The organism is Flaviflexus salsibiostraticola (assembly GCF_003952265.1).
Classification (GTDB): domain Bacteria; phylum Actinomycetota; class Actinomycetes; order Actinomycetales; family Actinomycetaceae; genus Flaviflexus; species Flaviflexus salsibiostraticola.
Window position 1 is genome coordinate 116,225 of the sequence record NZ_CP034438.1, and the last position, 26,063, is coordinate 142,287.

The window sequence follows — 26,063 nt, forward strand, 5'->3', positions numbered from 1 at the left end:
GATATGACTCGGGTTCAGCCCGGTGTGACAGCCTGCCTTGCCGCGGGCATTGCCAGCCTCCTCCTTCAGAAACTCGTGCCGGGGGCCAGCGCCCTTCTCGTCGCGATCATCGCGGGCATCGCCCTCGCCAACATTGTCACGCTCCCGGAGTGGATCGAGCCCGGCCGGGCTGTCGCCTCGAAGAAGGTGCTCCGATTCGGGATCGTTCTCCTCGGATTCTCGATCTCCCTCGGGGATATCGCCGCCCTCGGCTGGGGTGTGGTCCTCACCGTCATCCTCACCGTCTTCATCGGACTGTTCGGCACGATCGCCATCGGCAGACGTCTTGGCGTCAGCCACTCCCAATCGGTCCTCATCGGGGCAGGGTTCTCGATCTGCGGTGCTGCCGCCGTGGCGGGCGTCGAGTCGACGATCAGGCGGAAGGACTCGGAGGTCGCGACAGCGATCGGCCTTGTCGTCATCTACGGCACCCTCATGATCGGGATCGTCCCGCTCGTGCTCGGCCTCGTCGGCTTCGACGACCGGCTCAACGGCCTCATCGCAGGCGCCTCCATCCACGAGGTCGCCCAGGTTGTGGCCGTCGGAGGGATCATGGGCGGGGGAGTGCTGACCGTCGCCGTCATCGTCAAGCTTGCCCGCGTGCTCATGCTCGCCCCGGTCATCGCCGTCCTCAACCTCATGGAGCGGGGCAGGGGCACGGGAGTCCAGGGATCACCGGTCCCCGCCTTCGTCGCCGGCTTCATCGCCGCCACCATCGTGACAACGTTCGTCGACCTGCCCGGCGTCCTCCTCAGTGCGATCTCGATCGTCCAGACGATCTGCCTCGCCTCCGCGATGTTCGCGCTCGGCCTGGGGATCCGATTCTCCGCGTTCAAGCAGGTCGGCTTCAGGCCGGTGCTGCTCGGTGCGCTGTCGACGCTCCTCGTCACGGCGGTCGCCAGCACGGGAATGATTCTGCTCGGCTAGGTGCAGGACCGACAACATTCTGTTCGGCCAGCCGCTGGTCCGAGACCTTTCTGCTCGGCCGGCTGTGGAGAAGGGCAGCCCCACCCGGGACTGCCCTTCTCGGCTGTGCGTGGGGTGGCGCTCTCAGAACCGCCTGCTGCTGCGACGGACGAGGTGGATGCAGAGGGCGGCGAAGATGACGGTCCAGACGCCGACGTTGAGCAGAGCCTGCCACAGCGGCTCGTCGATCGCGTTGCCGTTCGTGTCGTACCCGGTGCCGCGCAGCAGTGGGTAGCGGGCGAGGGAGACATAGCCGTACATCGGCGTCAGCTTGGCGATGGTGAGCATCGTGCCCGAGAGCGGCACGAAGACGTTGCCGAGGAAGGCGAGGATGACGATGATGCCGGACGAGATGGAGGAGGCCGTTTCGGACTTGAAGTAGAGGCCGAACACCAGCCCATAAAGGGCGAAGATCATGGACCCGGCCGCGAGCAGAAGGGCCGAGAACAGCCATGTCGTGCCCAGTGCCTCGGAGTCGAGGAGGAACCCGACGAGGTAGATGAGGGCAATGGGGATGAGGGCGACGGTCATGGCGAGAGCAGTCTTGACCGCGACGTACGTCCCCTGCTTCATGGGGGTGAGGGCGAGCTGTCTGCCCCATCCCTGAATCTTCTCGACCGCCGCCATGCTCGAGATCGATGCGGTGGCCGTCGCGGCGCCGTAGGCGCTGAGCCCGATCATCGTCGACATGGCGACGTTCCCGTTGCCGACGCGCGCGTCTGATGAGCTCAGCGTCGTGCCGAAGATGACATACATGAACGCAGGGAGCGCCACGATGAAGAAGAGCGACGAATAGTCGCGCAGCACCCGAGCGAACTCAATCCGGTACATCGTGAGGTTCACGGGGTCTTCTCCTCGGTCATGTCGACGAACGCGTCCTCGAGCGAGGGTGCAGAGATCTCCAGATCGCTGACCCCATCGATGCCGAGAAGGACGCGCGCGAGCCCGTCCGTATCTCGATCCCGCACGAGGAGGACCCCATCCTCGATCGTGTAGGACAGGTCGGTCGAGAAGTGCTTGAGGGCTTCGCGCACGGCCGCCTCATCGGCGATCCGCGCCGTGAGGACGCGAATGTCGGTGTATTGGCGGATCTCCGACATCGGCCCGTCGGCGATGATCCGGCCGCGGGCGACGAGGATGACGCGCTCGGCGAAGGCCTGCGCCTCCTCAAGATAGTGGGTGGCGAAGATGATGGTGCGGCCCTCTCGGGCCTCAGCCTGCATGGTTGCCCAGAATGACCGGCGCGCAGTCACATCCATGCCCGCTGTCGGCTCATCGAGGACGAGGATCTGCGGGTTCGGCAGCAGCGACAGCGCGAACTTCAGTCGCTGCTGTTCGCCACCCGAGCAGAGGGACACCTTGCGGTCGGCGAGGTTGGCGATGCCGGCGCGATCGAGGGCCTCGCGCCCGAGGGTCGGGGTCCGGTACGTCGAGGCGACATAGTCGACGACCTCTCCGACCTTGAGGTCGTGGAGCAGCCCGCCGGTCTGCAGAACGGCGCTGATCTCGCCCTTGGCGACAGCGTCGCGGGGGGTGGAGCCGTTGACGGTGATGGTGCCCGATGTGGGGGTTGTGAGACCGAGAACCATGTCGAGGGTGGTCGTCTTTCCCGCACCGTTCGGGCCGAGGAAGGCGACGATCTCACCGCGTCGGATCTCGGCGTCGATTCCATCCACCGCCCGCACGCGATTGAAGTGCTTGGTGAGGCCGGTTATCGTGATCGCGGATGGGGTCCCCGAGTCGTTGTGGAGCATAGGCACATCATGCACCGCGGAATCCGCGGATTCCAAGTGTGGCGCCGATGATCGCCGATTGTTCACCTTCTGCACGGATCGGGTTCACCAGGGGAGGTGAATTGTCCGGATCGGGTGAGCCCTCGAGCGGACCCGCCTCGCTAGTCCGCCGAGATGACGGTGATGGTCGTGCCGTGGACGGATACCGTATCGCCCTCGGACAGCTGCCGGCCCCGCTGCGTGCACCTCTCGCTGTTGACCTCGACCTCGCCCGCCTCGACGAGCTCGCGCGCGTGGGTGCCGGAGTCGGCGAGATCGGCGAGCTTGAGGAGCTGACCGAGCCGGATGGGGAGCCGTGCTTCGACGTCATTCATGGATGAGCCTTCCCTGTGCGCGGCGCCGCCAGCGGAGGCCGAGCACGATGATGAGGACGAGGAGGAGAAGAAGTGCGATGCCGTAGGGTGATCCGGCGAATGCGGCGATGAGGGCGCCCCAGACGGAGAACCCGATGGTCGAGTAGATGAGGGCCCACGCCATGCATCCCGGGAGCATCGCCGCCGTGTATCGGGGCGGGGAGAACCTGATGAGACCGGCGGCGAACTGGATGATCGACTGGAAGCCGATCGTGAGGAAGGAGAGCGGAATGATGATCCATCCGCGGCGGTGGATCGTGTCGATGCCGGCCTTGACGGAGTCCTGTTCTGACCACGTGTAGAAGCGTCGGCGCCAGCCCGTCTCGGGCACATTCTTCGTCAGCCTCGTGGTGACGTAGTAGCCGATCCAGTATGTCGCCTGCGCCCGGCAGAACACGATGACGAGCAGGGCGAGGTAGACGAGCAGGAACGGGCCTGTCGAGAAGAACTCGCTCATCCGGCCGCCTGGCAGTCGGCACACACGCCGTACACCTCGAAGGTGTGGGAGACGGATGAGAAGCCGTGCTTGGCGGCCACGGCATCGGCCCACTGCTCGATCGTCAGGTCCTCGAGCTCCTTCGTCACCCCGCAGCGGCGGCAGATCAGATGGTGGTGGTGAGCCTCGCGGACACACTTGCGGTAGAGCATCTCGCCGTCGCTGTCGCGCAGGCAGTCCACCTCGCCGTCATCCGCGAACAGCTGGAGTGTCCGATAGACCGTGGCCAGCCCGACGTCCTCACCCTGCTCCGTGATCATCTCGTGCAGCCGCTGGGCGGACATGAACCTGTCCGTCGAGTCGAGCGTGGCGCGGATGATCGAGCGGGCCCGGGTGGGCCGTCGGGAGGGCTGAGCTACGCCGTTCGACACTCTGCACCTCTCAGTTGGTCATCCATGGTCGGATGAGGGTCCCCCTGGGGGGATCTTACTAGGAGTGGGCGGATGATCGATAGGACGGCGTACAGTCCGACCGCGAGGGTGACGATCATCGCGCCCGGGGAGATGTCGTAGACGTACGTGATGATGAGGCCCGCCTCCGCGACGAGGACACCGATGAGCATGGCGAACCGCATCGTCGACACGAAGGATCGCGTGACGAGTTGGGCCGTGGCGACGGGGATGACCATGAGGGCAGACACCATGAGCACACCGACCACTCGCATCGCCACCGCAACCGTGAGTGCGGCCGTGACGGAGATGAGGACCGACAGGGCGCGCACGGGCAGACCCGAGGCTGTCGCGAACTCCTGGTCGTGGCACAGCGCGAACAGGGCCGGCCGGAGCCCGACGCCGACGATGAGGACGACGACGGCGAGGACCAATGAGAGCCACAGGTCCATGACGGTCACGGTCGAGATCGAGCCGAATAGGTAGGCGTTGAGATTGTTCGTCGTACCACCGGCGATGCCGATGAGGAGGACGCCGCCGGCGATGCCGCCGTAGAACAGGAGTGCGAGGGCCACGTCGCCAGAGGCCTTGCCGCGGTCACGCAGGTACTCGATGATGAGGGCGCCGAGGATCGAGGCGATGACGGCACCGGGCACAGCCCACTCATCGCGGTTCGAGGCCCCCGCGGCAGCCGCGGCGAGCCAGCCTGCGGCGACGCCCGTGAGGGCCATGTGGCCGATGCCGTCGCCGAGAAGGGTCAGCCTGCGCTGGACAAGATAGGTGCCCATGACCGGGGCGGAGACGCCGACGATGGCGGCGACGATGAGAGCGCGGCGCAGGAGGCCGTTGCTCCACATCTCGACAAGTACGTCTATCACAGCCCCTCCAAATCCGGCGTGCGGAACGACGTCCATTCGTCCGCGTGCTCGTGGTCATGATCGTGATCCGGATCGTCGTGCCAGGCAGTCGCCCGCGGAGCATCGCCCCGGCGGATGATCCTGCCGTGCTCGATGACGATCGTGTTGTCGATGAGGGGCCGGAGGTTCTGCAGCTCGTGCAGGACGACGACGATGGTGAGGCCCTCGTGGTGCTTCTCGGTGAGAGTGCGCGTCAGCGTCTCGCGGGATGCCCTGTCGACCCCGGAGAACGGCTCGTCGAGGAAGAGGAGCGATGGGTTCGAGACGAGCGCCCGCGCGAGCATGACGCGCTGCTGCTGCCCGCCCGAGAACGTTTGAACCGATTCCTCGGCGCGATGGGCGAGGCCAACGCTGTCGAGCGCATCCATCGCCCTCTCCTTGTAGCCCCTCCCGAAGCGGAAGGTCCGCCCGTGGAGCAGGCCCGAGGCGACCACCTCAAGCGCGGTCGCGGGCACACCCGCCGTCGACGTGGGCCGCTGGGGTGCATATCCGATCTGGGCCCAATCGACGCTCCGACCCGGCAGTCTCTCCCCGAGGAGCTCGATGAGCCCTGTGTGGGGGTAGATGCCGAGCATGGCTCGTACGAGGGATGACTTGCCGGAGCCGTTCGGGCCGAGGATCGCCAGTGTTGTACCGTCCTCGATGTCGAGGTCTATTCCCGACAGGATCTGCGTGGATCCCATACGGACGCCGACATCACGGAGTCGTACGGCGGTCACCGGCAGCCCAGGGCGTCGCGAAGCTTCGCGAGATTGGTTCGCATGACACCATCGTAATCGACGTCGTCATCCACCTGAGTCGCCACCGCATCGAGCACATCGACCCGTACACCGGCCTCGTCGGCAAGTGCCTGGACGAGGCTGCGCTCCGCCTGGGACGTCGTGAAGATGACGTCGACGCCCGCGTCCTCGACGAGGGCGGTCACCTCGGCCACGCGCTTCGGAGAGGGCTCGGTATCGATCTCGGTGCCGGCGATAGCCTGCTGGTCGAGGTCGTACGCGCCTGCGAGGTAGGTGAAGGCGGAGTGCGAGACGACAAACGTCGAGCTCTCGCACTGGGCGAGTCCGTCGCTGAAGTCCGTATCCAGCTGCTCCATGCGGCCGACGAGATCATCGGCGTTGGCGCGGAAGACGTCGGCATGCTCGGGGTCGATGGATGCGAGCTCATCGGCGATGGGGTGGGCGAGCAGGGCCATGCGGGCGGGGTCCAGCCAGAAGTGCGGATCCGGGCCGTCGTGGCTGTGACCGTGATCGTCCGCGTGGTCGTCCTCGACGTGAGTCTCGTCTTCGTGCGCGTGGTCATCGTCGACGTGGGTCTCGTCTTCGTGCGCGTGGTCATCCTCGACGTGGGTCTCGTCTTCGTGCGCGTGGTCGTCCTCGACGTTCGCGTCTGCTGCCGGTGCCCCCGTCAGCTCCTGCGGCTCCCTGAGGTCAACGTGGTCGGCCGCGTCGACCACGTGAGTGGGGCTGGTCGCGGCCAGAGCGTCATCCATCGCGTTCTGGTAGCCGGAGAGGGTGACGACGAGATCGACGCGCTCGAGGTCGGTGACCTGGCGCGGCGAGAGCTCGAGGGAATGGTCGTCGGATCCTGGGGGAGTGAGTGATCTGACGGAGACCAGGTCGCCGCCGACCTCGGCCGCGACGTATTCCAGCGGGTACGTCGAGGTCACGATGCTGAGTGCGTCTGAGTCCGTGTCGGTATCGGCGGAGCAGGCGGAGATGACCAGAGCGGAGGCGCCGAGAAGTCCGGCGAGGGCAGTTCTCTTCATGAGAATCATTCTCGATCTAGTGAGAATGATTGTCAATCTCAGGAGTGCGACGCTCGCCACGGTCGATGTTGGTTTCCAGCGCACTTCGGGGATACTTGAGTTGTTGCCTCCGTGCCATCCAGGTACGGAATGAAGAAAGGTTCCCATGGCTACTTCGAAACTGGACAGCGTCATCTCCCTCGCCAAGCGGCGCGGCTTCGTCTACCCGTCGGGTGAGATCTACGGCGGCACGCGATCGGCGTGGGATTACGGGCCGCTCGGCGTCGAGCTCAAAGAGAACATCAAGCGCCAGTGGTGGCGCAGCATCGTCCAGGGCCGTGATGACGTCGTCGGCCTCGACTCCTCGATCATCCTGCCCCGCGACGTCTGGGTCGCCTCGGGCCACCTGGCGGCCTTCTCCGATCCGCTGACCGAATGCCTCTCCTGCCACAAGCGCTTCCGGCTTGATCAGATGCAGGAGGAGTACGCGCACAAGAAGGGCATCGACGACTACGAGTCCGTGCCCGTCGAGGACCTTCCCTGCCCGAGCTGTGGCACCCGCGGCCAGTGGACCGAGCCGCGCGACTTCAACATGATGCTCAAGACCTACCTCGGCCCCGTCGAGGATGAGTCCGGCCTGCACTACCTGCGCCCGGAGACCGCCCAGGGCATCTTCGTCAACTTCAACAACGTCATGACCTCGGCCCGGCAGAAGCCGCCGTTCGGCATCGCCCAGATCGGCAAGTCCTTCCGCAACGAGATCACTCCCGGCAACTTCATCTTCCGAACCCGCGAGTTCGAGCAGATGGAGCTGGAGTTCTTCGTCAAGCCCGGCACCGATGAGGAGTGGCACGAGCACTGGCTCCAGGCCCGCACCGACTGGTACGTCGACCTCGGCATCTCGCGCGAGAACCTGCGCCACTTCGAGCACCCGAAGGAGAAGCTCTCACACTACGCGAAGCGCACCGTCGACATCGAGTACCGGTTCGGCTTCCAGGGTGGGGACTGGGGCGAGCTCGAGGGCATCGCCAACCGCACCGACTTCGACCTCGGCACCCATACGAAGCACTCCGGCAAGAAGCTCGAATACTTCGACCAGCAGACTGGCGAGCGCTACACGCCCTACGTCATCGAGCCCTCGGCCGGTCTCACCCGCTCGCTCATGACCTTCCTCGTCGAGGCCTACGAGGAGGACGAGGCACCGAACACGAAGGGCGGCGTCGACACCCGCACCGTGCTCCGCCTCGACCCGCGCCTCGCACCGGTCAAGGCGGCCGTGCTGCCGCTGTCCCGCAAGGCCGAGCTCACCGGCCCGGCGAAGGAGCTCGCGAAGGAGCTTCGCCAGTCCTTCAACATCGAGTACGACGACGCCGGCGCGGTCGGCCGCCGCTACCGTCGCCAGGACGAGATCGGCACGCCCTACTGCGTGACGTACGACTTCGACTCGATCGAGGACCAGGCGGTGACGATCCGCGACCGCGACACGATGAAGCAGGAGCGCGTCAACCTGTCCCAGGTCTCCTCCTACCTGAACGAGCGGATTCCCCGCTAGTGCATCGGAGGACCGGGCCCGGGGAGAATGCCCTTGAGCCGGGTGCGGCGAGGCGGGCTGCCATCTGGCAGGCCGCCATCGTCGTCCCGCTCGCTCTGGCAACCCTCCTCGGGCTCGTCGTCCTCTGGCCGGGCGAGAGCCCAGCCGGCTCCGTGCCGGTCACGGCGGAGTCCGTCACGCTCGAGACCGGCGTCATCACCCAGATCGGCGAGACCGACGAGGTCGGGTCGACCGAGGTGAGGATGTCGCTCACGGGGGCGGATATGGAGGTGCCCGTCCACGTCCCGGCAGAGATCGTCGCCAACGGCCTCGACGTGGGGGACCGGATCGAGGCGATGTTCACGCCGGCCGCGATCGGCACGGGCACGCCCTACATCTTCTGGGACTTCGAGCGGGACGTGCCGCTCTGGCTCCTCATCGGCGCCTACATTCTCGTCGTCGCCCTCGTCGCGCGCGGCAAGGGCCTGGCGGCGGTCGCGGGTCTCGCACTGTCGCTCGCGATCGTCGTCCTCTTCATGCTCCCGGCGCTGCTCGCGGGTCAGAACCCGCTCCTCGTCGTCCTCGTCGGGGCGGGGGCGATGATGTTCGCCTCCATCTACCTCGCGCACGGCATCTCGATCCGGACGACGACGGCGATTCTCGGCACGGCCGGTGGCCTCCTCGTCACGGGACTGCTCGCGGTCATCGCCTCGGATCGGACGAACCTCACCGGCACCCTGTCCGACTCGGCGCTCTCGCTCACCGGATACGGAATCCAGCTCGACCAGATCCTCATCTGCGGGATGATCCTCGCCGGCCTCGGCGCGCTCAACGACGTCACGATCACGCAGGTGTCGACCGTGTGGGAGCTGAGGGCGGCGAACCCGGCATCCACTGCTGCGCAGCTCTACCGGCAGGGCATGGTCGTGGGCAGGGACCACATCGCCTCAACGATCTACACGCTGGCCTTCGCCTACGTCGGCACAGCGCTGCCCCTGCTCATGTCAGCCGCTGTCATCGACCGGACATTTCTCGATACACTGGCGACCGGCGAAATCGCGGAGGAGATCGTTCGCACACTCGTCGCGTCGATCGGTCTCGTCCTCGCCATACCCCTGACCACCGGAATCGCAGCGAGGCTGGCACGTGCCTGAACTGACCATCGGTCCTCTGACCGTCACCGACGTCGTCCTGGCCCCCATGGCCGGCGTCACCAACCCGCCGTTCCGCAGGCTCTGCCGGGAGGCGGGCGAACTCGGTGCCCGCCAGGCGGGCTACGAGGGGATCTCCGGGCTGTACGTCTGCGAGATGGTGACAACGCGTGCGCTCGTCGAGCGCCATCCGGAGACGATGCGGATGATCGAGCCCGATCCCGGTGACCCGATCCGCTCGATCCAGCTCTACGGCGTCGAGCCGAAGACCGTCGGCGCGGCGGTGCGGATGCTCGTCGACGAGGACCGCGCCGATCACATCGACCTCAACTTCGGATGCCCGGTCCCGAAGGTGACCCGGCGCGGCGGGGGAGCGGCGCTCCCGTGGAAGCTCGACCTCTTCACGGCGATCGTCGAAGCCGCCGTCGACAACGCGGGCGGAATTCCGATCACCGTCAAGACGCGTGTCGGCATCGACGCCGACCACATCACCTATCGCGACGCCGGGCGGATCGCCCAGGACGCAGGGGTTGCGGCAATGTCGCTCCACGGCCGGACGATGGCCCAGCACTACGCGGGCAGAGCCGACTGGGACACGATCGCCCTCCTCGTCGAGGACCTCGACATCCCCGTGCTCGGCAACGGCGACCTTTTCAGCGCCGATGATGCGAGGGCGATGAGAGAGCACACGGGCTGCGCCGGCATCGTCGTCGGCCGCGGCTGCCAGGGCAGGCCGTGGATCTTCACCGATCTCGTCGCAGATTCCCACGGCTCGACCGTCCGAGCGCGGCCGAGCTTCCGCGAGGTCTCCGCCATCATCCACCGGCATGCGGAGTACTCGATCGAGCATTTCGGGGATGAGCTGCGCGCCATGCGGGAGATGCGCAAGCACATCACCTGGTACCTGCGTGGATTCTCCGTAGGTGGGGAACGGCGCCGCGAACTCGCGCTCGTCGCCACGCTCGACGAACTCGACGAGCGCCTCGCCGACATTCCCGACCAGGACTACCCGGACGCGGCCGAGGGTCCCCGAGGGAGGGCCGGCACAGAGAAGAAGCCGCACCTGCCGGAATTCTGGCTCGACTCCCGCCAGCTCTCCGCCGACCAGCAGCTGAAGATCCAGGCCGCGGAGGTCAACATCTCCGGCGGCTGATCAGGCCGATTCTCAACGCGAACGCCCGTGTCCCCACCGGCATGTTCGAACGCCTTCTCCGCGGTCCGCTGCACCCGGGGCCAATGCTCTGTCGCCCAACGCAGTCGGGGTAAGCTCTAGGGGTGGAGTACGGAAGCAGTGACATCGAGCGGTGGGCACCAGAGGGTGCCCACAGCCAGGCCCGCGGGCCATTCGAGCGCGACCGGGCCCGTGTCCTCCACTCCTCCGGCCTGCGCCGCCTCGGCGCGAAGACGCAGGTGCTCGGACCCGCCACGAACGACTTCATCCGCACCCGCCTCACCCACACCCTCGAAGTGGCCCAGATCGGCCGCTCGCTGGCGAAGTACGTGGGCGCCGACCAGGACCTGGTCGAAACCGCCTGTCTCTGCCATGATCTCGGGCACCCGCCCTTCGGCCACAACGGCGAGCGGGCACTCGCGGAGGTCGCGGCCTCCATCGGCGGCTTCGAGGGCAATGCGCAGACGCTGCGCCTCATCACGCGCCTGGAGCCCAAGAGATTCCAGCCCGATGGCAGGCCCGCCGGGCTCAACCTCACGCGGGCCGCGGTCGACGCGACGATCAAGTACCCCTGGGGCGCCGACGCGGGGAAGAGAAAGTTCAACTACTACGACGACGACGTGGACGTCTTCGAATGGGCACGGCTCGACGCCGATGGCCTGTGTGCCGAGGCACAGATCATGGACCTCTCGGATGACATCGGATATTCGGTCCACGACGTTGAGGATGCCGTCGTCCGAGGCCATGTCGTCCTCGACCGTCTCCCCGATGAGCATGAGCGGATCATCGAGGCGACCGTCGGCTGGTACGGGGGAGACGCGGACCGCCTCAGCGCCGCCTTCGACCGACTCCTGCCGCTGTTCCCGCAGTCCTACAGCGGCTCACAGGCTGACCTCGCTCACCTCAAGGACCTCACCTCGGAGTTCATCGGGCGGTTCCTCACTGCCGTGACAGAGGCATCGCCGCAATCCGCGCGGTACCGCGGCGGTATCATCGTGCCTGAAGAGATCGCGGATGAGATCCTTCTCCTCAAGGGCATTGCGGTCACCTTCGTCATGGCGCCGCGCGAGCTGGAGCCCACGTACCTCTCACAGCGGTCGGTGCTCTTCGACCTCGTCGACGCCCTGTGGGACCGGCCCGCGGAGATGGAGGCGATGTACCTCGAGCCGTACCTCCGCTCGGGCGATGACGCCGCGAAGCTGCGGTGCATCATCGATCAGATCGCGGCCCTCACCGACCAGTCGGCGATGGCGTGGCATGCCCGCCTGTGCGGGATGCTGAGGAGCTCGCTGTGATCCCTCGGGAGGACATCGACAAGGTCAGAGAGCTCGTCCGCATCGAGGAGATCGTCGGCGATTACGTCTCCCTCAGGCATGCTGGTGCGGGCTCGATGAAGGGGCTCTGCCCCTTCCACGACGAGAAGACCCCGTCCTTCCACGTGCGACCCCTCGTCGGACGGTGGCACTGCTTCGGTTGCGGCGAGGGTGGCGATGTGTTCTCGTTCGTCGAGAGGATCGAGCACATCCCCTTCATCGAAGCGGTCCAGTTCCTCGCCCGGAAGGTTGGCGTCGAGCTGAGGGATGATGCGCGGCCGAGGGAGAACAGGGGCATCACCCGCTCCCGGCTCGTCGACGCCCACACTCAGGCCGTCATCTTCTACCGTGAGCGCCTCCGGGAGAATGCTCGCGCCCAAGACTTCCTCACGGGCCGCGGCTTCGACCAGGACGCCATCGACGCGTTCGAGGTGGGGTATTCGCCGGACTCGTGGGATGAGCTGCTGCGCCACCTCCGGGGCAAGGGGTTCACGGAGCAGGAGCTTGCCGCGACCGGGCTGTTCTCCTCGGGAACCCGAGGTATGTACGACCGGTTCCGAGGGCGGCTCATGTGGCCGATCCGCTCGATCACCGGCGAGACGATCGGCTTCGGCGCCCGTATCATCGGCGAGGGTCAGCCCAAATACCTCAATACGCCCGAAACGCAGCTGTACCAGAAGTCGAAGGTGCTGTACGGTCTCGACCTCGCGAAGAAGCAGATCGCGGCTGAGCGCCGGGTGGTCATCGTCGAGGGCTACACGGACGTCATGGCCGCCCACATCGCCGGCGTCAAAACCGCCGTCGCCACCTGCGGCACCGCCTTCGGCACCGAGCACACGAAGATCGTCCGCCGCCTCATCGGCGACTCCGCCTCTCCCTCGGCCGGCGTCATGCTCTCGAGCGGGCAGTCGATCGGCGGGGAGATCATCTTCACCTTCGATGGCGACGCAGCCGGCCAGAAGGCCGCCCTTCGCGCCTACGAAGAGGACCAGGCCTTCGCCGCCCAGACCTTCATTGCGGTTGCGAAAGATGGGCGAGATCCGGCCGATGTGTGGCTGGCGGATGGCGATGAGGCGATCCACCGGCTCATCGAGACACGCGAGCCGCTGTTCGCCTTCGCGATCCGCTCCGTCCTCACGGGAGCACGGCTCGAGACCGCTGAAGGGCGGGTGGCGGGGCTCAGGGCCGCGGCGCCGATGGTCGCCGGTATCCGGGACCGCGTCCTGCGCGGCGAGTACACGCGGCAGCTTGCCGGGTGGCTGGGCATGGATGAGGACACGGTTCGCAGCTATGTGCGCGGCGCGGGAGGCCCCCAGGGCCACGCCCGCCAGACTCCCGCCCAGCTCGCCCCGCGCAGCCAGCTGCGGGATCCAATCGAGCGGATCGAGCGCGAGTCCCTTGAGGTCATCCTGCAGATGCCGAACTATGCGGGTGCCGCCGGCGTCGATGACCTGCCGGCCGAGACCTACGTCGTTCCGGTCCACCGCTCCATCCACGATGCAATCCGGGCCGCTGGCGGAGTTGCGGCCTATTCCCGTAAGGCGGAGGAGTTCGCCGCCCGCGGCATCGATGATCCCCAGGGTCGGGCGAACGCCTGGTTCATCGACGAGGTCACATCCCAGGCGGGACCCGAGGTTGCCGCCGCCATCTCCCAGATCGCGGTCGCCCCTCTTCCCCAGTCCGACCCGGAGGGGATGTGGGGCTATGCCCGCGGAATCATCCTGTCCCTCCTCAGACTCGGCGTCACACGCCAGATCGGTGAGATCCGGGGCAGGCTCCAGCGCACGAACCCGGAGGACGAGGACTACGTTGCCCTCTTCACTCGGCTCATTCAGCTCGAACAGCAGAAGCGCGCCTACGAAGAGGCGTGATCGGCGCCGGGTCTACGATCGATCGACAGGGCTCGGTCATCGTCCCCGGAGCTCCGGCATGGGGTATGCGCCGAGTCGGAGCGGCGCATACCCCAGAGATCAGAGGAATCGATCGAGATAGGGCAGCGCGCGGGACGTTCCGACATACACGTGCACCGCGGCATACTGGTCGCCGCGGGTGGGCCCCCTGTTGATGATGACGATGGGCACCTGAGTCTTCGCGGCCTCGCGGACAAAGCGCAGCGCCGAGGCGACGGAAAGGGAGCTCCCGGCGACGAGCACTGCCTCGGAATCGGTGACGATCTCGCGCGCCGCTACGACGTTGGCGGGGTCGACTCTGCCGCCGAAGAAGACCACGTCAGTCGACAGAATTCCGCCGCACCTCGGGCAGTCGGCGACGCGGAAGTCCGCGGTGTCGGTGATCGCGGCGTCCGCATCTGGTGCCACCTCGACATCCTCGACGTGCTTCTCCGACCAACCGGGGTTGAGCTCGGTGAGGATCTCGTGGAGCGCGGCTCGGTCCATGTACCTGCCGCATTGCGTGCAGACGACCCGATCCCCGCGACCATGAAGGTTGACGAGCCGCTCAGTGCCGGCGACAGCGTGGAGCATGTCGACATTCTGGGTGATGACACCGGTGACGATCCCGCGATGTTCGAGGTGCGCCAGAGCGTAGTGACCGGCGTTGGGAAGGGCCTGGACGGGACGGGACCAGCCGATGTGGTTGCGAGCCCAGTAATGGGCGCGGTAGGACTCGCTCGCCATGAACTGCTGGATGGTCATGGGGTTGCGGGGCGGGGAGCCCGGCGAACGGTAGTCGGGTAGGCCCGAGTCGGTTGAGACGCCGGCGCCGGTGATGGCGGCGATGCTGCGGCCGGAGAGGATCTCCACGGCGGGCTCCATGGCTGCGGCGAGGTCGTCGGGGTCGGGACGGGCCGCGTCGGCGGGTGGAGCCTGGATGTTTCTGATGCGCAGATTCTGGGGCGCCTTCCCGCTGGGGAAGTAGTCCTCGATCGAATTGGCCATGGGGCAACTTTAGTCGATCCTTCGGGTGCCGCCGGGTGACCGTCGCGACACGTCGACGTCGCAAAACCGGCTCATCCGATTTCAGGGTGTAGTTGGGGTCTGAATCCGCCTGCTTCCAGCAGGCTGCGGGCGACGTAGTTGGCGAGGTTGCGGAATCCGAGGGCGGAACCGCGGAGGTGCTCGAGCCTGCCGTTGATGGCCTCGGTCGGACCGTTCGACGTTCCCGGGTGGTCGAAGTACGCCAGGATGTCGCCGGCACGGCGTTTGAGCGTGCGTCCGAGCGTGATGACCTCACGGAGTGCCTTCGGCACCCCTTTGCTGATGTTGGCGATGAGCCTTGTCATGATGCGTTTGCCCTCGGCCGGGTCGGGATGCCGGTAGGCTGCTATGACCTCTTGGTAGACGCACCAGGTCGCTTCGACTTCGGCGTGGCGCTCATCGGTGAAGGCGACCATGAGCCTGGTCCGCTGTTTGTCCGTGAGCAGGTTGTCTCCGGTGTGCAGGGTTCGGCGGATGCCGTAGAGCGGGTCACCGGAACGGCCGCGGTGCCCGGTAGTCTCCTGCTGGATGCGCTGGCGGGTCCGGTCCAGGGCGTCCCCGGAGAGCTGGGTGACGTGGAAGGGATCCATGACCTCGATCGCGTCGGGCAGTTCGGTCTCTGCTGCGGTCTTGAATCCGGTGAATCCGTCCATCGCCACGACTTCCACGTTGTCCCGCCAGGCTTGGGGCCTGGCCTGAAGCCAGGCCGTGAACACGGCTTTGGAGCGGCCTTCGACCATGTCGAGCAGTCGGGCCGTCCCGGTCTTGTCCCGGGCTGGGGTGAGGTCGATGATGACGGTGACGTACTTGTCGCCCTTACGTGTGTGCCGCCACACGTGCTCGTCAACACCGATGACCTGAACCCCGTCGAACCGGTCAGGCTTGGCGATGAGCACACGCCGTCCCTCGGCGATCACTGCTGTGTTCGCGGTATCCCAGGACACGGCGAGACTCTCAGCGACACGAGCCACGGTCAGGTGCTGGCACACGATTCCTTCGAGTGCCCAGCGCAGTCCTGTGCGGGAGAGTTTCGCGCGGGGTTCGGCTGCAGTGCTCATATCCTGTCGCCACACGTGACCGCATTCTGTGCACCTGTAGCGGCGCACGCGCACGTGCAGAGTGGTCGGCCGCCAGCCCAACGGCTGGTGGGCAAGTCGGCGCACGAGGGTGTCGCGGGGAATCCCTGGGCATCCGCAGCGGTGGCACCAGTCATCCGGCTCGGTCACGGTGCAGGAGATGATCGCGCGATCCGGTGTCAGCGACTGGCCAACAGCACGTAGGCCAAGTCCGTCGAGTCCGGTGAAAGTCGTGAGGTCAGGGGCAGTGAAGGTAGGCTTGAGCATCGAAGGCCTTGTGGTGAGGAATCGGTTTCTAGACAATTCCCATTCTCACCACGAGGCCTTCTTCAAACCCTTACGACACACCTACCCCTGTCGGATACTTCACTACACCCTCAATCCGGAAGAGCCGCAAACCACGGTGCGGGCAGTGCTCACCCCCTAGGATCGGGGGATGAAAGGCATGGTCGCGCGCGCACGGAGGGAGCTGGGCCCGGGCAGGGCTCGGGCTTGGTGGGCGATTGCCGCGCTCTGTCTGTTCCTTCTCCTTGCGCTGATCGCGGTCGATGTCATGCACCGCCTCTATTACACGCACGGGTTGTTTCCGCAGCTGCGTCATTGGCGATTCAATTCCGATGCGGACCAGAGCATCTCGGAGATGGTCGGATACGTCCAGTCCCTCATCGCCCATGGCGCTCTCCTTTATCTGGGCGTCAAGCTGAAGGATGCATGGACTCACATCGTCCTCGGCCAGACCATGCTCCTCATCTTCCTCGACGACTATCTGCGTCTGCACGAGACGATGAGGGAGACCTTCATCGACGTCCTCGGCATCCAGCCCGCATTCGGGGTTCGAGCGGAAGACATCGGGGAGCTCATAGCGTGGGCGGTCCTGGGAATCCCGGCACTCCTCCTGCTCGTGCTGGCTTGGCGATATTCGGGCGAGCGGGCCAGAAGTCAGGCGAAGCTGATCGTCGTCGGACTTGCGATCCTCGTGTTCTTCGCCGTGGTTGTCGACATGACGGCGGTGTTCCTCGAAGAATTCGGCATAGCGCCGGGTGCTGTCGGCTGGGAGGGACGGGCCTACTTCGCTCTCACCGTCATCGAGTCGACGGGTGAGCTGGCGGGGCAGTCAATCGTCATGGTGCTCGCCCTCTACTTCCTCTTCGAACAGCTGGAGGAGCGCGACCGGCTGACGCATCCGAGACCGCATACTGCCGAACGCGGCTGACCGTGGTGCCCCCAACAGGACTCGAACCTGTGACCTATGGATTATGAGTCCACTGCTCTAACCGACTGAGCTATAGGGGCCAGCCTGTTAAGTCTAATAGACCGTCTGGATGTGGGCGAAATGCGCGCACGCGGGCGAATCACGCACAGTGAGCGGCTGTGCAGGCGCCGTGAAATACCGTTCTCCTGGGTCCGTTCTGCGTGCCCGGTTGGTCAGCGGCGTCCCTAGGTCCCGCCTATCCCGCCTTTGCCCTTCATAGACTCAAGGTGAACCCAAGGAGGGATTATGTCTATTGATTCCCAGGAATTGAGCTCGCCTCCGCGCCGTCTCCCGCGTGCCGGGCACATGACCAACGTCGACCAGGCGGTCCTCGAGCGCGGTCGAGTTGCGACGGCACAGGCGCCGCTTCCCGCTGAGCATGGTCCACGGCTGCGACAGAAGCGGGTGAGGCCCGCCAACTGGGTGCTCAACGCAACCGCGGCCGTCACCGGAACCCTACTCGCACTCTTCGTCACCATCCACATGGTCGGCAACCTCAAGGTCTTCGCCGGTGCTGACGCCTTCAACTCGTATGCTCACTGGCTGCGCGTCGTCGGGTACCCGCTGCTCCCGGAGATGTCGCTCCTGTGGATCGTCCGCTTCGTCATGGCGGGCGCGATCATCCTCCACATCTGGGCCACGCTCCTCATCCGGTACCGCGGCGCGAAACAGCGCGGTGCTCGACGGTCGCCGATGATGAGGGCGGGTTCCATCATCTCCCGCCTCATGCTCACAACCGGCCTCGTGCTCCTCGTCTTCATCATCATCCACATCCTCGACCTGACGACGGGCCACATCAACGGAAGCTTCCTCAGCCCGACGGCGACGGAGTCCTTCGCGTACGAGAACCTCATCGCGTCCTTCCAGCGGCCGCTCTTCGCCGGCGTCTATGTGTTCTCGATGCTCGCACTCGCCGCGCATCTCATCCACGGTCTCTGGCTCATCGCCACCGACCTTGGGATCACCGGCGGCCGGATCAGGCCGATCTGGAAGGCCGTCGGCTACTCCCTCGGTGTCGTCGTCGCCGCTGTCAACCTGTCGATCCCCGTCGCCGTCCAGTTGGGAGTGCTCGCGTGAAGATCTTCAAGTCAGCGCCTTGGGGTGCGAAGGACGTGCAGCCATCAGAGGCTCGCGCCGCCACGCCCTCGACCATTCCACCCATCACCGCGAAGAAGGCCGGAGTCCGCCCCGGCACCGTGCTCGACCCGGCTGAGCCCGATGGCCCCCGCGACACCGCGTGGCAGCGGGCGAAGGACGGGTACCGCATCGTCTCGCCTCTCAACCGCCGAAAGTTCTCCGTCATCGTCGTCGGCACGGGCCTGGCAGGCGCCGGTGCCGCCGCGACGCTCGCCGAGCTCGGCTACGACGTCACGTCCGTGACGTACCATGACACTCCTCGCCGCGCCCATTCGGTCGCGGCCCAGGGCGGCATCAACGCCGCACGGGCGAAGAAGGTCGACAACGACTCGATCTCCCGCTTCGTCACCGACACCGTCAAGGGCGGCGACTTCCGCGGCCGCGAGTCCGAGGCGTTCCGGCTCGCGGAGGAATCCGCTCGGGTCATCGACCACATGAATGCGATCGGTGCTCCGTTCGCCCGCGAATACGGCGGCTCTCTCAACACGCGGTCCTTCGGCGGCGTGCAGGTGTCGCGCACCTACTACACCCGTGGACAGACGGGTCAGCAGCTGCAGGTCGCCGCCGCCTCGGATCTTGCGCGCCAGGTGCGGGCAGGACGGGTGAAGCAGTACGTGCGCCACGAAATGGTGGACCTCATCGTCAAGGATGGCAGGGCCTGCGGCGTCGTTGTCCGTAGCCTGCTGACCGGTGAGCTCAAGCCCCTCATGGCACACGCCGTCGTCCTCGCGACCGGCGGCTATGGCAACATCTACTTCCGATCGACGCTCGCGAAGAACTCCAATGCCTCCGCGTCGTGGCGCGCCCACAGGCGCGGGGCACATATGGCGATGCCGTCCTTCATCCAGTTCCACCCCACTGCGCTGCCGATCTCGTCGGAGTGGCAGTCGAAGACGATCCTCATGAGCGAGTCGCTGCGCAACGACGGCCGCATCTGGGTCCCCAAGGATCCAGCCGACGCCCGCCCGGCGAACGACATCCCCGAAGAGGATCGCGACTACTACCTCGAGCGCAAGTATCCGGCGTTCGGCAACCTCACCCCGCGGGATGTCGCCTCCCGCGCCGCGAAGGAGCAGATCGACAGCGGACACGGCGTGGGTCCGCTCAAGAACTCCGTCTACCTCGACTTCCGAGACGCGATCGCACGGCTCGGGAAGAAGGAGATCGCCGCCCGGTACGGAAACCTCTTCCACATGTATACCGACGCGACGGGGGAGGACCCATACACGGTGCCCATGAGGATTGCGCCCGGCGCGCACTTCACGATGGGCGGGCTGTGGGCCGATTACCAGCTGCAGACGTCGATCCCGGGACTCTTCGTCGCCGGCGAGGCAGGGTTCAGCTACCACGGCGCCAACCGTCTCGGTGCGAACTCGCTCCTCTCCGCCTGTGTCGACGGTTTCTTCACCATCCCGTATACGGTGCCGAACTACCTGGCCGACAAGCTCGGCCAGGAGCTCGTCAGCACCGACGATCCCGCCGTGACCCAGGCCATGGAGGATTCGTACGCGCGGTTCGATCGGCTCCTCGCCATCGGGGGCACCCGCCCGCCGCGTGACTTCCACCGAGACCTCGGTGAGGTGCTGTATGCGGGGTGCGGGGTGGCACGCACAAAGAAGGGGCTGATGGAGGCCATCGCGAAGATCCGGGCGATCCGTGCGGACTTCTATCGCGACCTCCACATCGCCGGCCCCGTCGACCGGGTCAATCAGGAGCTCGAGTACGCCGGACGCGTCGAGGACTACCTCGAGCTCGCCGAGCTCATGTGCGTTGACGCACTCGAGCGCGAAGAGTCCTGCGGCGCGCACTTCCGAGAGGAGTATCGCTCGGAGACCGGCGAGGCCAAGCGCGATGACTCGACATGGGCCGCCATCCTCGCCTGGGGGACAGATTCGTGGGAGGGCACGCCCGCATTCATCCGACACGTGGAGCCGCTCAACTTCGACGCGGTGCCACTCGTAGTGAGGGATTACCGATGAGGCTGACAGTTCGCGTATGGCGCCAGGCGACACCGACGGGCGCCGGCCGCTTTGAGACGCACAGCGTCGAGGGCCTGGAGCCGTCGATGTCTGTCCTCGAGCTGCTCGACAAGATGAACCACGACATCGCACTCGAGGGCGGGGAACCGGTCGTCTTCGAGTCCGACTGCCGCGAGGGTATCTGCGGTGCCTGCGGCATCGTCGTCAACGGCCGGCCCCATGGGCCGATCAAACGCACCCCCGCCTGCCACCAGCGACTCAGCTCCTTCGCCGATGGCTCGACAGTGACGATCGAACCGTTCCGTTCCGGTGCCTACCCGGTCATCGGCGACCTCATGGTCGAACGGGCGGGCTTGACGGAGATCATGCAGGCGGGCGGGCACGTCCAGGTCGCCGCGGGCACCGCGCCGGAGGCGGACCAGGATCGCATCACCTACAGCGAGGCGGAGGAGGCGCTCGACTTCGCCGCCTGCATCGGATGCGGGGCGTGCGTGGCCGCCTGCCCGAACGGCTCGGCGAATCTCTTCCTCGGGGCGAAGCTCGCACACCTGGCGAAGCTGCCCATCCCCGCCGCCGAGCGTGGATCCCGCGCTGCGGCGATGGTCGAAGAGGCGGACCGGATCTTCGGGCCGTGCTCGCTTCACGGCGAGTGCGCGGAGGTCTGCCCCGCGGGCATCCCCCTCGTCGCGGTGTCCTGGGTCAACCGGGAACGGTTGAGGAGGGGCGTCCTCGGCCGCGACTCCTGACGGAGTCCCACAGTCGCAAGGCCCTCAGCTTGATCGTGTGGTGTCAAGCTGAGGGCCTTGTCTCGTCACATGACGGCGAGGTCGCGGCGCCTGAACGCGACGAAGCCGAGGGCAAGGAGCGCTGCAGCGATCCCAGCCATAATGAGCAGCGGCTGGGCCTGGACATCCTCGAACGGGACGAGCGGGGTTTGGTTGAGGGGCGAGAGGTTCCGCAGCCACTGGGGAAGCTTGAGAAGGTCCCCGAGGAACGCCTCGAGCGTGACGAAGGCGATGAACACCCACGCGACAGGCGACAGGCGGGGACTGAGGCCGTACAGGGCGATAGCGAGGACCCCGGATACCGCGACGGCGGGCAGGAACGCGGCGGATGCCGTGAACATGCGCATGATCCACGACATATCGCCCGAGGCCACGGCGAGGCCGAGGCCCGCTCCGAATCCGAGGATGACCGTCGCCGCTGCCGACCAGACGGCAGCGACCGCCGACCACGCTCCGAGGAGGGTTGACCGGGAGGCCCCGGTCGCGAGCATGCCATCGACGCGGCCGAGGCGCTCCTCGCCGACCATCTGGAGGATTGTCGAGACGATGAGGATGACGGGCCCGAGGGCGAGATACATGAGGATGACGGACGCGAACGACAGCGTGAGGTCATCGGCGGAGATCGGCACCCACTGGGAGATGTCCGGGTTGTCCTCGAGGAAGGAATCGAGTTCCGTTGCAAGGCTGCCGAAGGCGACGGCAAAGAGCGACAGCCCGATGGTCCATGCCATGAACATGCCGGACTGCATCCGGCTGGCCAGCCCAAGCGGCGTGAGAAGGGGTCGAGCAGCAGTGGCCGGTCCCGGCCTCGAGTGGAAGACGCCCGCGCCGAGGTCGCGGCGCTGGCTGAGCGCTGCGGCGGCGACGACGAGGAGTGCGATCAGCGCTGCCGAGAGGAGCATCGGCCACCAGCGCAGGTCGACGAACAGCTTCATCTGCTGAGCCCAGGCGATCGGGGAGAACCACGACAGCCAGGAGCCCTGCGGTTCGATCACGTCGCCGATGCCGCGGATGACGGCGGCGATTCCGAGGGCGCCGAGAGCCATGCCCGTGGCCGACCTGCTGTGCTCGGTCAGCTGGGCCGTGAGGAGGGCGATCGCTGCGAAGACGAGGCCGGTCAGGCCGGTGGCGGTTCCGAAGGCGAGGGAGTCGGCGATCGGCTGGCCCGATGTTGCGAGCGCGAGCGCTGTCGCCGAGCCGACTGCGAGATTGGCGACGGCGACGGCGAGAAGCGCGGCGGTGAGCGGAGCGTGTCGGCCGACCGGCAGGGAGCGGAGGACCTCGGCTCGGCCGGTCTCCTCCTCCTGGCGCGTGTGGCGGACGACAAGGAGGATGCTCATGATCGCTGCGGGGATGAAGGTCCACAGCGAGAGCTCGTTCGACAGCATCGCCCCGAAGGTGTAGTTGTCGAGTGAGAAGGCTGGGCCGGTCATCATGATCGCGGCCGGGTTCGTCATGAGGCTCGCTCGCGCATCCAGCGCCGCCTGAGTCGGGTACGACTCGACGAGGGCGATGACCGACAGGTAGATGATCGCGAAGAACGAGAGCGTCCAGATGATGATCCGCGTTCTGTCGAGGCGCAGATAGAACCGGAGGATGAAGCCGAGGCCGGTCAGGTCGGACGTCGTGTCGGCGGTCCGCGCACTCATTGGTCGTCCTCGATGATGTCGCCATAGTGGCGAAGAAACATCTCCTCCAGCGATGGCGGGCTGATACGGACGTTGACAACCTCGAGCTCGGCGAGCGTTGAGAGGATCGAGGCGACGGCGTGGTCATCGATGTCGAACGAGACTCTGCTTCCGTCGATGCGCAGATTATGGATCTCGGGGATGGCGGAGAGGCCGGACGCGTCGCGGCCGACCGTTGCCCGGACGGTGGAGCGGGTGAGGTGGCGGAGCTCCTCGAGTGGTCCGCTCTGGACGTCCCGGCCCGCGCGAATGATCGTGACCGAATCACACAGCTTCTCGACCTCGGCGAGGATATGGCTCGAGAGGAGGACGGTTCGTCCCTGGCTCGTCAGGCTCCGGATCTCATCCATGAAGATCGCCTCCATGAGGGGGTCCAGGCCAGCCGTCGGCTCATCGAGGAGAAGCAGTTCCGCATCCGAGGCAAGTGCTGCCACGAGTGCCACCTTCTGGCGATTGCCCTTTGAATACGCTCGGGTCTTCTTGGTCGGGTCCAGCTCGAACCGCTCGATCAGCTCCTCCCTGCGCCTCCTCTGGGCGGGGGAGCGGTGATGACGGGTGAGAATGTCGATGGCCTCGCCGCCTGTCAGGCTCGGCCACAGCGCGGTCTCGCCCGCCACGTAGGCAATGCGTCGATGGATCGCGACGGAATCCGCCCAGGGGTCCATGCCGAGCACGCGCACCTCGCCCTCATCGTGTCGGAGGAGTCCGAGGAGAATGCGGATCGTTGTCGACTTGCCGGAGCCGTTCGGCCCGAGGAAACCTTTCACCTCGCCCGGCTGAACCTCGAGCGACAGCCCGTCGAGGGCACGGGTGGTACCGAACGTTCGGACCAGATTGGATACAGAGACTGCAGGCTCGCCCATTGCGGCTCCTCACTTCCGACGGTGAGCCCGGGCCCACCCGATGGGCCTATTCTACGCGTCGACGGCTCCCGCGGACTCGGCTCCGGTGCAGAATGCCGCCCGGGGCCATCCGAGGTGAGACTTGCTCCGAGCAGGCAGGCTGGCGAACGATGTCCGGCACCGGTGAAGGTGACAGGTTTCGACGATCAACCGACGCCCTCGTGGCTCCTCGACAAAGGTCCCAGATCAGTGGGACTAAGCTTGACGTGAGCACATCGAAAGGCGGCATCGTGAAGCGGACCAGGTCCACAATTGCGCGCATCATCATCCTTCTCATCTGGCTCGCCGTCGGCGCAGTCGGCGGCCAGGCCCAGGGCCAGCTGTCCTCGGTGCAGGAGAACGATCAAGCGCTTTATCTGCCGGAGTCGGCTGAATCGACACTCGTCGCGGAGAGGGTCGGGGAGTTCAGCGATTCGCAGTCTCTGCCGGTCTTCGTCGTGTTCGAAACGGCCGATGGCTCTCCGCTCACCCAAGAGCAGATTGTCGGACTCAACGCCCGGGCGCAGAGTATCGCGCAGGCGCCGATGGCGGACGGGACGGTGCTCGGCGACTATCTCGACAGCCCGATGTCTGCCTTTGTGCCTGCGGAGAATGGCTCGGCCGGCATGTGGCCGATCGCGCTGGACGCCGCGCAGCTCAAAGACTTCGACGAGTCCGGTGAGCAGATCCAGTCGACAACGATCGAGGCGATCAGGGCCTACGCTGCCGAGGCGGTTGACGATCTCGGCAATCTTGAGACGTCGACGACCGGCCCCGGCGCGCTTGTCGCCGACCTCGGAAACGCATTCGACGGCATCGACCTGTTCCTCCTGCTCGTCGCGGTTGTCCTCGTCTTCATCATCCTCATCATCGTCTACCGCTCCTTCGTCCTGCCGATCGTCGTCCTGTTGACAGCGATCTTCGCGCTGAGCGGCGCCGGACTCGTCGTCTATTACCTCGCCAAGGCTGAGGTGGTCCTGCTGTCCGCCCAGACGCAGGGCATCCTCTCGATCCTCGTCATCGGCGCGACGACCGACTACTGCCTCCTCATCATCGCCCGGTACCGCGAGGAGCTCGGACTCAACGAGTCCCCATTTGACGCGATGAAGAAGGCGATCGCGGCGACATGGGAACCGGTGTTCGCCTCGGCTGCGACGGTGTCCGCCGGGCTCCTGTGCCTCCTGCTCTCCGATCTGCGCGTAACGACCTCGCTCGGCCCCGTCGCCGTCATCGGCATCATTTTCTGTGTGCTCGCTGCCATGACTCTCCTCCCAGCGCTTCTCCTGCTGCCGGGCAGGCGAGCCCGGTCGATCTTCTGGCCCGCCAAGGTCGGCAGCCCCAGCAGCGGTGACACGTATGAGAAGAGCGTCGACAGCGGCTGGTGGGCGCGTTCGGCCCGGTTCGTCGCTCGGAATGATCGCCGGGTGTGGGTCTCGACGTCGGTCGTCCTTCTCGCCTTCGTCGCCTTCGTCCCGACCTTTGAGGCGAAGGGCCTGTCGGTTGCGGACACGATCGTCGGCGAGACCGAGGCAGAGGCCGGACTCGAGACCCTCTACGAGATCTTCCCGCAGACGGCCGGTGCCCAGCCCGTCAACATCCTGGCACCCGAGGACGGGGCCGACGAGGTCGTCACCGCCGTGCAGGGAGTCGATGGCGTCATCTCGGCCGAGGTGACGACGAACGACGAGGGTCCCATTGTGCGCGATGGTCAGGTCCTCATCGCCGCCACCACCGCCGCACCGTCCGAGGATCTGGCGGCACAGGAGACAGTCGGCGACATTCGGGATGCCGTGGACGGAATGGATGCCTTCGTGGGGGGCGATGCGGCGACACGTCTCGACACTCAGCGGACCGGGACATCGGACCTCATCAAGGTCGTTCCCGCCACTCTTCTCGTTGTCGGACTCATGCTCATGGTCCTGCTTCGGTCGATTACGGCGCCGCTGCTTGTGCTGGCCGCCAACGTGCTCTCCTTCGGCGCGACGATGGGACTCGCGGCAATCCTCTTCAATCACGTCCTGGGCTGGCCGGGTTCGGACTCATCCGTGCCGCTCTATGCCTTCATCTTCCTCGTGGCGCTGTCCATCGACTACACGATCTTCCTCATGACGAGGACGCGGGAGGAGGCGCTCCGGCATGGCACGCGCCGCGGCGTCATCAAGGGCGTGGCGGTGACGGGCGGTGTCATCACGTCGGCCGGCATCGTCCTCGCCGCGACGTTCGCCGCCCTCATGGTGATCCCGCTGCTCTTCATGATCCAGCTCGCCATCATCGTTGCCCTCGGCATCCTCATTGACACCTTCGTGGTCCGCACCCTCCTCATTCCGGGACTTGTCCACGACATCGGCAACCGTGTGTGGTGGCCCTGGCAGGACAGGATGGTTCAGCCGGAGGACAGTGAAGAGCCGGCAGCGATCGGCTCCTGATAAGCACGCACAGGCCCGGTCAGAGAGTGGCCACATG

23 protein-coding genes and 1 tRNA gene are annotated in these 26,063 nt (G+C 66.2%); 11 read left to right on the forward strand and 13 right to left on the reverse strand.

What is annotated here, in order from left to right:
• The first annotated feature begins 3 nt into the window (after positions 1-3).
• Positions 4-966: a YeiH family protein gene (locus EJO69_RS00580; protein ID WP_126037811.1), complete on the forward strand. Its 963-nt coding sequence runs from the start codon at positions 4-6 to the stop codon at positions 964-966.
• A gap of 123 nt (positions 967-1,089) precedes the next feature.
• Here EJO69_RS00580 and EJO69_RS00585 read toward each other — a convergent pair whose 3' ends face one another.
• The 8 genes from EJO69_RS00585 to EJO69_RS00620 all read right to left on the reverse strand — a co-directional run bounded on the left by EJO69_RS00585 (position 1,090) and on the right by EJO69_RS00620 (position 6,721).
• The gene (locus EJO69_RS00585; protein WP_126037814.1) at positions 1,090-1,848 is read right to left on the reverse strand and encodes an ABC transporter permease; all 759 of its coding nucleotides are present in this window, start codon (positions 1,846-1,848) and stop codon (positions 1,090-1,092) included.
• Positions 1,845-2,759 (reverse strand): ABC transporter ATP-binding protein, encoded by a 915-nt coding sequence (locus EJO69_RS00590; protein ID WP_126037817.1) that lies wholly within the window; start codon positions 2,757-2,759, stop codon positions 1,845-1,847. Before EJO69_RS00590 ends, EJO69_RS00585 begins: the two co-directional genes overlap by 4 nt.
• Positions 2,760-2,899: 140 nt before the next feature.
• The gene (locus tag EJO69_RS00595) at positions 2,900-3,112 is read right to left on the reverse strand and encodes an RNA-binding S4 domain-containing protein (RefSeq protein ID WP_126037820.1); all 213 of its coding nucleotides are present in this window, start codon (positions 3,110-3,112) and stop codon (positions 2,900-2,902) included.
• Complete coding sequence (locus EJO69_RS00600; RefSeq protein WP_126037823.1) at positions 3,105-3,608, reverse strand: VTT domain-containing protein; 504 nt, start codon at positions 3,606-3,608, stop codon at positions 3,105-3,107. Before EJO69_RS00600 ends, EJO69_RS00595 begins: the two co-directional genes overlap by 8 nt.
• Positions 3,605-4,018, reverse strand: coding sequence for a Fur family transcriptional regulator (locus tag EJO69_RS00605; RefSeq protein ID WP_126037825.1), 414 nt, complete (start codon positions 4,016-4,018; stop codon positions 3,605-3,607). Before EJO69_RS00605 ends, EJO69_RS00600 begins: the two co-directional genes overlap by 4 nt.
• Entirely contained in the window at positions 4,003-4,914 is a 912-nt protein-coding gene (locus tag EJO69_RS00610) for a metal ABC transporter permease (protein ID WP_126037828.1), read from the reverse strand. Before EJO69_RS00610 ends, EJO69_RS00605 begins: the two co-directional genes overlap by 16 nt.
• Positions 4,911-5,636, reverse strand: a complete 726-nt coding sequence (locus tag EJO69_RS00615) for a metal ABC transporter ATP-binding protein (RefSeq protein WP_126037831.1) — start codon at positions 5,634-5,636, stop codon at positions 4,911-4,913. The genes EJO69_RS00610 and EJO69_RS00615 overlap by 4 nt, the downstream gene beginning before the upstream one ends.
• A 32-nt stretch (positions 5,637-5,668) precedes the next feature.
• Positions 5,669-6,721: a metal ABC transporter substrate-binding protein gene (locus tag EJO69_RS00620; RefSeq protein WP_211331454.1), complete on the reverse strand. Its 1,053-nt coding sequence runs from the start codon at positions 6,719-6,721 to the stop codon at positions 5,669-5,671.
• Positions 6,722-6,866: 145 nt separating this feature from the next.
• Between EJO69_RS00620 and EJO69_RS00625 the strand changes: the two genes are divergently transcribed.
• The 5 genes from EJO69_RS00625 (at position 6,867) to dnaG (ending at position 13,737) form a co-directional block, all read left to right on the forward strand.
• The gene (locus EJO69_RS00625; protein ID WP_126037836.1) at positions 6,867-8,252 is read left to right on the forward strand and encodes a glycine--tRNA ligase; all 1,386 of its coding nucleotides are present in this window, start codon (positions 6,867-6,869) and stop codon (positions 8,250-8,252) included.
• Positions 8,252-9,385, forward strand: a complete 1,134-nt coding sequence (locus tag EJO69_RS00630; protein WP_126037839.1) for a YibE/F family protein — start codon at positions 8,252-8,254, stop codon at positions 9,383-9,385. The genes EJO69_RS00625 and EJO69_RS00630 overlap by 1 nt, the downstream gene beginning before the upstream one ends.
• A complete protein-coding gene (gene dusB, locus EJO69_RS00635; RefSeq protein WP_126037842.1) occupies positions 9,378-10,535 on the forward strand; it encodes a tRNA dihydrouridine synthase DusB in 1,158 nt (385 codons plus the stop codon). Before EJO69_RS00630 ends, dusB begins: the two co-directional genes overlap by 8 nt.
• Before the next feature lie 122 nt (positions 10,536-10,657).
• Positions 10,658-11,848, forward strand: a complete 1,191-nt coding sequence (locus EJO69_RS00640; RefSeq protein WP_126037845.1) for a deoxyguanosinetriphosphate triphosphohydrolase — start codon at positions 10,658-10,660, stop codon at positions 11,846-11,848.
• Positions 11,845-13,737: a DNA primase gene (dnaG, locus tag EJO69_RS00645; protein ID WP_126037848.1), complete on the forward strand. Its 1,893-nt coding sequence runs from the start codon at positions 11,845-11,847 to the stop codon at positions 13,735-13,737. The genes EJO69_RS00640 and dnaG overlap by 4 nt, the downstream gene beginning before the upstream one ends.
• A gap of 99 nt (positions 13,738-13,836) precedes the next feature.
• Here dnaG and EJO69_RS00650 read toward each other — a convergent pair whose 3' ends face one another.
• Entirely contained in the window at positions 13,837-14,763 is a 927-nt protein-coding gene (locus EJO69_RS00650) for a Sir2 family NAD-dependent protein deacetylase (RefSeq protein WP_126037850.1), read from the reverse strand.
• A 71-nt stretch (positions 14,764-14,834) separates the two neighbouring features.
• Positions 14,835-16,145 (reverse strand): ISL3 family transposase, encoded by a 1,311-nt coding sequence (locus EJO69_RS00655; RefSeq protein WP_126037853.1) that lies wholly within the window; start codon positions 16,143-16,145, stop codon positions 14,835-14,837.
• A gap of 169 nt (positions 16,146-16,314) precedes the next feature.
• Between EJO69_RS00655 and EJO69_RS00660 the strand changes: the two genes are divergently transcribed.
• Positions 16,315-17,091, forward strand: coding sequence for a hypothetical protein (locus EJO69_RS00660; protein WP_126037856.1), 777 nt, complete (start codon positions 16,315-16,317; stop codon positions 17,089-17,091).
• 3 nt (positions 17,092-17,094) lie between these two features.
• Here the strand turns inward: EJO69_RS00660 and EJO69_RS00665 are convergent.
• Positions 17,095-17,171: transfer RNA gene (locus EJO69_RS00665), tRNA-Ile, on the reverse strand.
• Positions 17,172-17,376: 205 nt separating this feature from the next.
• Here EJO69_RS00665 and EJO69_RS00670 point away from each other — a divergent pair.
• From EJO69_RS00670 to EJO69_RS00680, 3 genes are all read left to right on the forward strand, one after another.
• On the forward strand, positions 17,377-18,207 hold the full coding sequence (locus EJO69_RS00670) for a succinate dehydrogenase cytochrome b subunit (protein WP_211331455.1): 831 nt from the start codon (positions 17,377-17,379) through the stop codon (positions 18,205-18,207).
• Positions 18,208-18,290: 83 nt separating this feature from the next.
• Positions 18,291-20,246, forward strand: a complete 1,956-nt coding sequence (locus tag EJO69_RS00675) for a fumarate reductase/succinate dehydrogenase flavoprotein subunit (RefSeq protein ID WP_126042242.1) — start codon at positions 18,291-18,293, stop codon at positions 20,244-20,246.
• A complete protein-coding gene (locus EJO69_RS00680; protein WP_126037859.1) occupies positions 20,243-20,992 on the forward strand; it encodes a succinate dehydrogenase/fumarate reductase iron-sulfur subunit in 750 nt (249 codons plus the stop codon). The genes EJO69_RS00675 and EJO69_RS00680 overlap by 4 nt, the downstream gene beginning before the upstream one ends.
• 65 nt (positions 20,993-21,057) lie before the next feature.
• Here EJO69_RS00680 and EJO69_RS00685 read toward each other — a convergent pair whose 3' ends face one another.
• Both EJO69_RS00685 and EJO69_RS00690 read right to left on the reverse strand, forming a co-directional pair.
• Entirely contained in the window at positions 21,058-22,680 is a 1,623-nt protein-coding gene (locus tag EJO69_RS00685) for an ABC transporter permease (RefSeq protein WP_126037862.1), read from the reverse strand.
• A complete protein-coding gene (locus tag EJO69_RS00690) occupies positions 22,677-23,582 on the reverse strand; it encodes an ABC transporter ATP-binding protein (RefSeq protein ID WP_126037865.1) in 906 nt (301 codons plus the stop codon). Before EJO69_RS00690 ends, EJO69_RS00685 begins: the two co-directional genes overlap by 4 nt.
• Before the next feature lie 245 nt (positions 23,583-23,827).
• On the opposite strand from EJO69_RS00690, the gene EJO69_RS00695 reads away from it, so the two are divergent.
• On the forward strand, positions 23,828-26,026 hold the full coding sequence (locus tag EJO69_RS00695; protein WP_211331456.1) for an MMPL family transporter: 2,199 nt from the start codon (positions 23,828-23,830) through the stop codon (positions 26,024-26,026).
• Positions 26,027-26,063: the final 37 nt, after the last annotated feature.

Bases quoted from the DNA above. Each gene is read 5' to 3' on its own strand.
- EJO69_RS00580 (WP_126037811.1), top strand. From the start codon at position 4: ATGACTCGGGTTCAGCCCGGTGTGACAGCCTGCCTTGCCGCGGGCATT.
- EJO69_RS00590 (WP_126037817.1), bottom strand. From the start codon at position 2,759: ATGCTCCACAACGACTCGGGGACCCCATCCGCGATCACGATAACCGGC.
- EJO69_RS00595 (WP_126037820.1), bottom strand. From the start codon at position 3,112: ATGAATGACGTCGAAGCACGGCTCCCCATCCGGCTCGGTCAGCTCCTC.
- EJO69_RS00600 (WP_126037823.1), bottom strand. From the start codon at position 3,608: ATGAGCGAGTTCTTCTCGACAGGCCCGTTCCTGCTCGTCTACCTCGCC.
- EJO69_RS00615 (WP_126037831.1), bottom strand. From the start codon at position 5,636: ATGGGATCCACGCAGATCCTGTCGGGAATAGACCTCGACATCGAGGAC.
- EJO69_RS00620 (WP_211331454.1), bottom strand. From the start codon at position 6,721: ATGAAGAGAACTGCCCTCGCCGGACTTCTCGGCGCCTCCGCTCTGGTC.
- EJO69_RS00625 (WP_126037836.1), top strand. From the start codon at position 6,867: ATGGCTACTTCGAAACTGGACAGCGTCATCTCCCTCGCCAAGCGGCGC.
- EJO69_RS00650 (WP_126037850.1), bottom strand. From the start codon at position 14,763: ATGGCCAATTCGATCGAGGACTACTTCCCCAGCGGGAAGGCGCCCCAG.
- EJO69_RS00655 (WP_126037853.1), bottom strand. From the start codon at position 16,145: ATGCTCAAGCCTACCTTCACTGCCCCTGACCTCACGACTTTCACCGGA.
- EJO69_RS00660 (WP_126037856.1), top strand. From the start codon at position 16,315: ATGAAAGGCATGGTCGCGCGCGCACGGAGGGAGCTGGGCCCGGGCAGG.
- EJO69_RS00670 (WP_211331455.1), top strand. From the start codon at position 17,377: ATGTCTATTGATTCCCAGGAATTGAGCTCGCCTCCGCGCCGTCTCCCG.
- EJO69_RS00680 (WP_126037859.1), top strand. From the start codon at position 20,243: ATGAGGCTGACAGTTCGCGTATGGCGCCAGGCGACACCGACGGGCGCC.
- EJO69_RS00685 (WP_126037862.1), bottom strand. From the start codon at position 22,680: ATGAGTGCGCGGACCGCCGACACGACGTCCGACCTGACCGGCCTCGGC.
- EJO69_RS00690 (WP_126037865.1), bottom strand. From the start codon at position 23,582: ATGGGCGAGCCTGCAGTCTCTGTATCCAATCTGGTCCGAACGTTCGGT.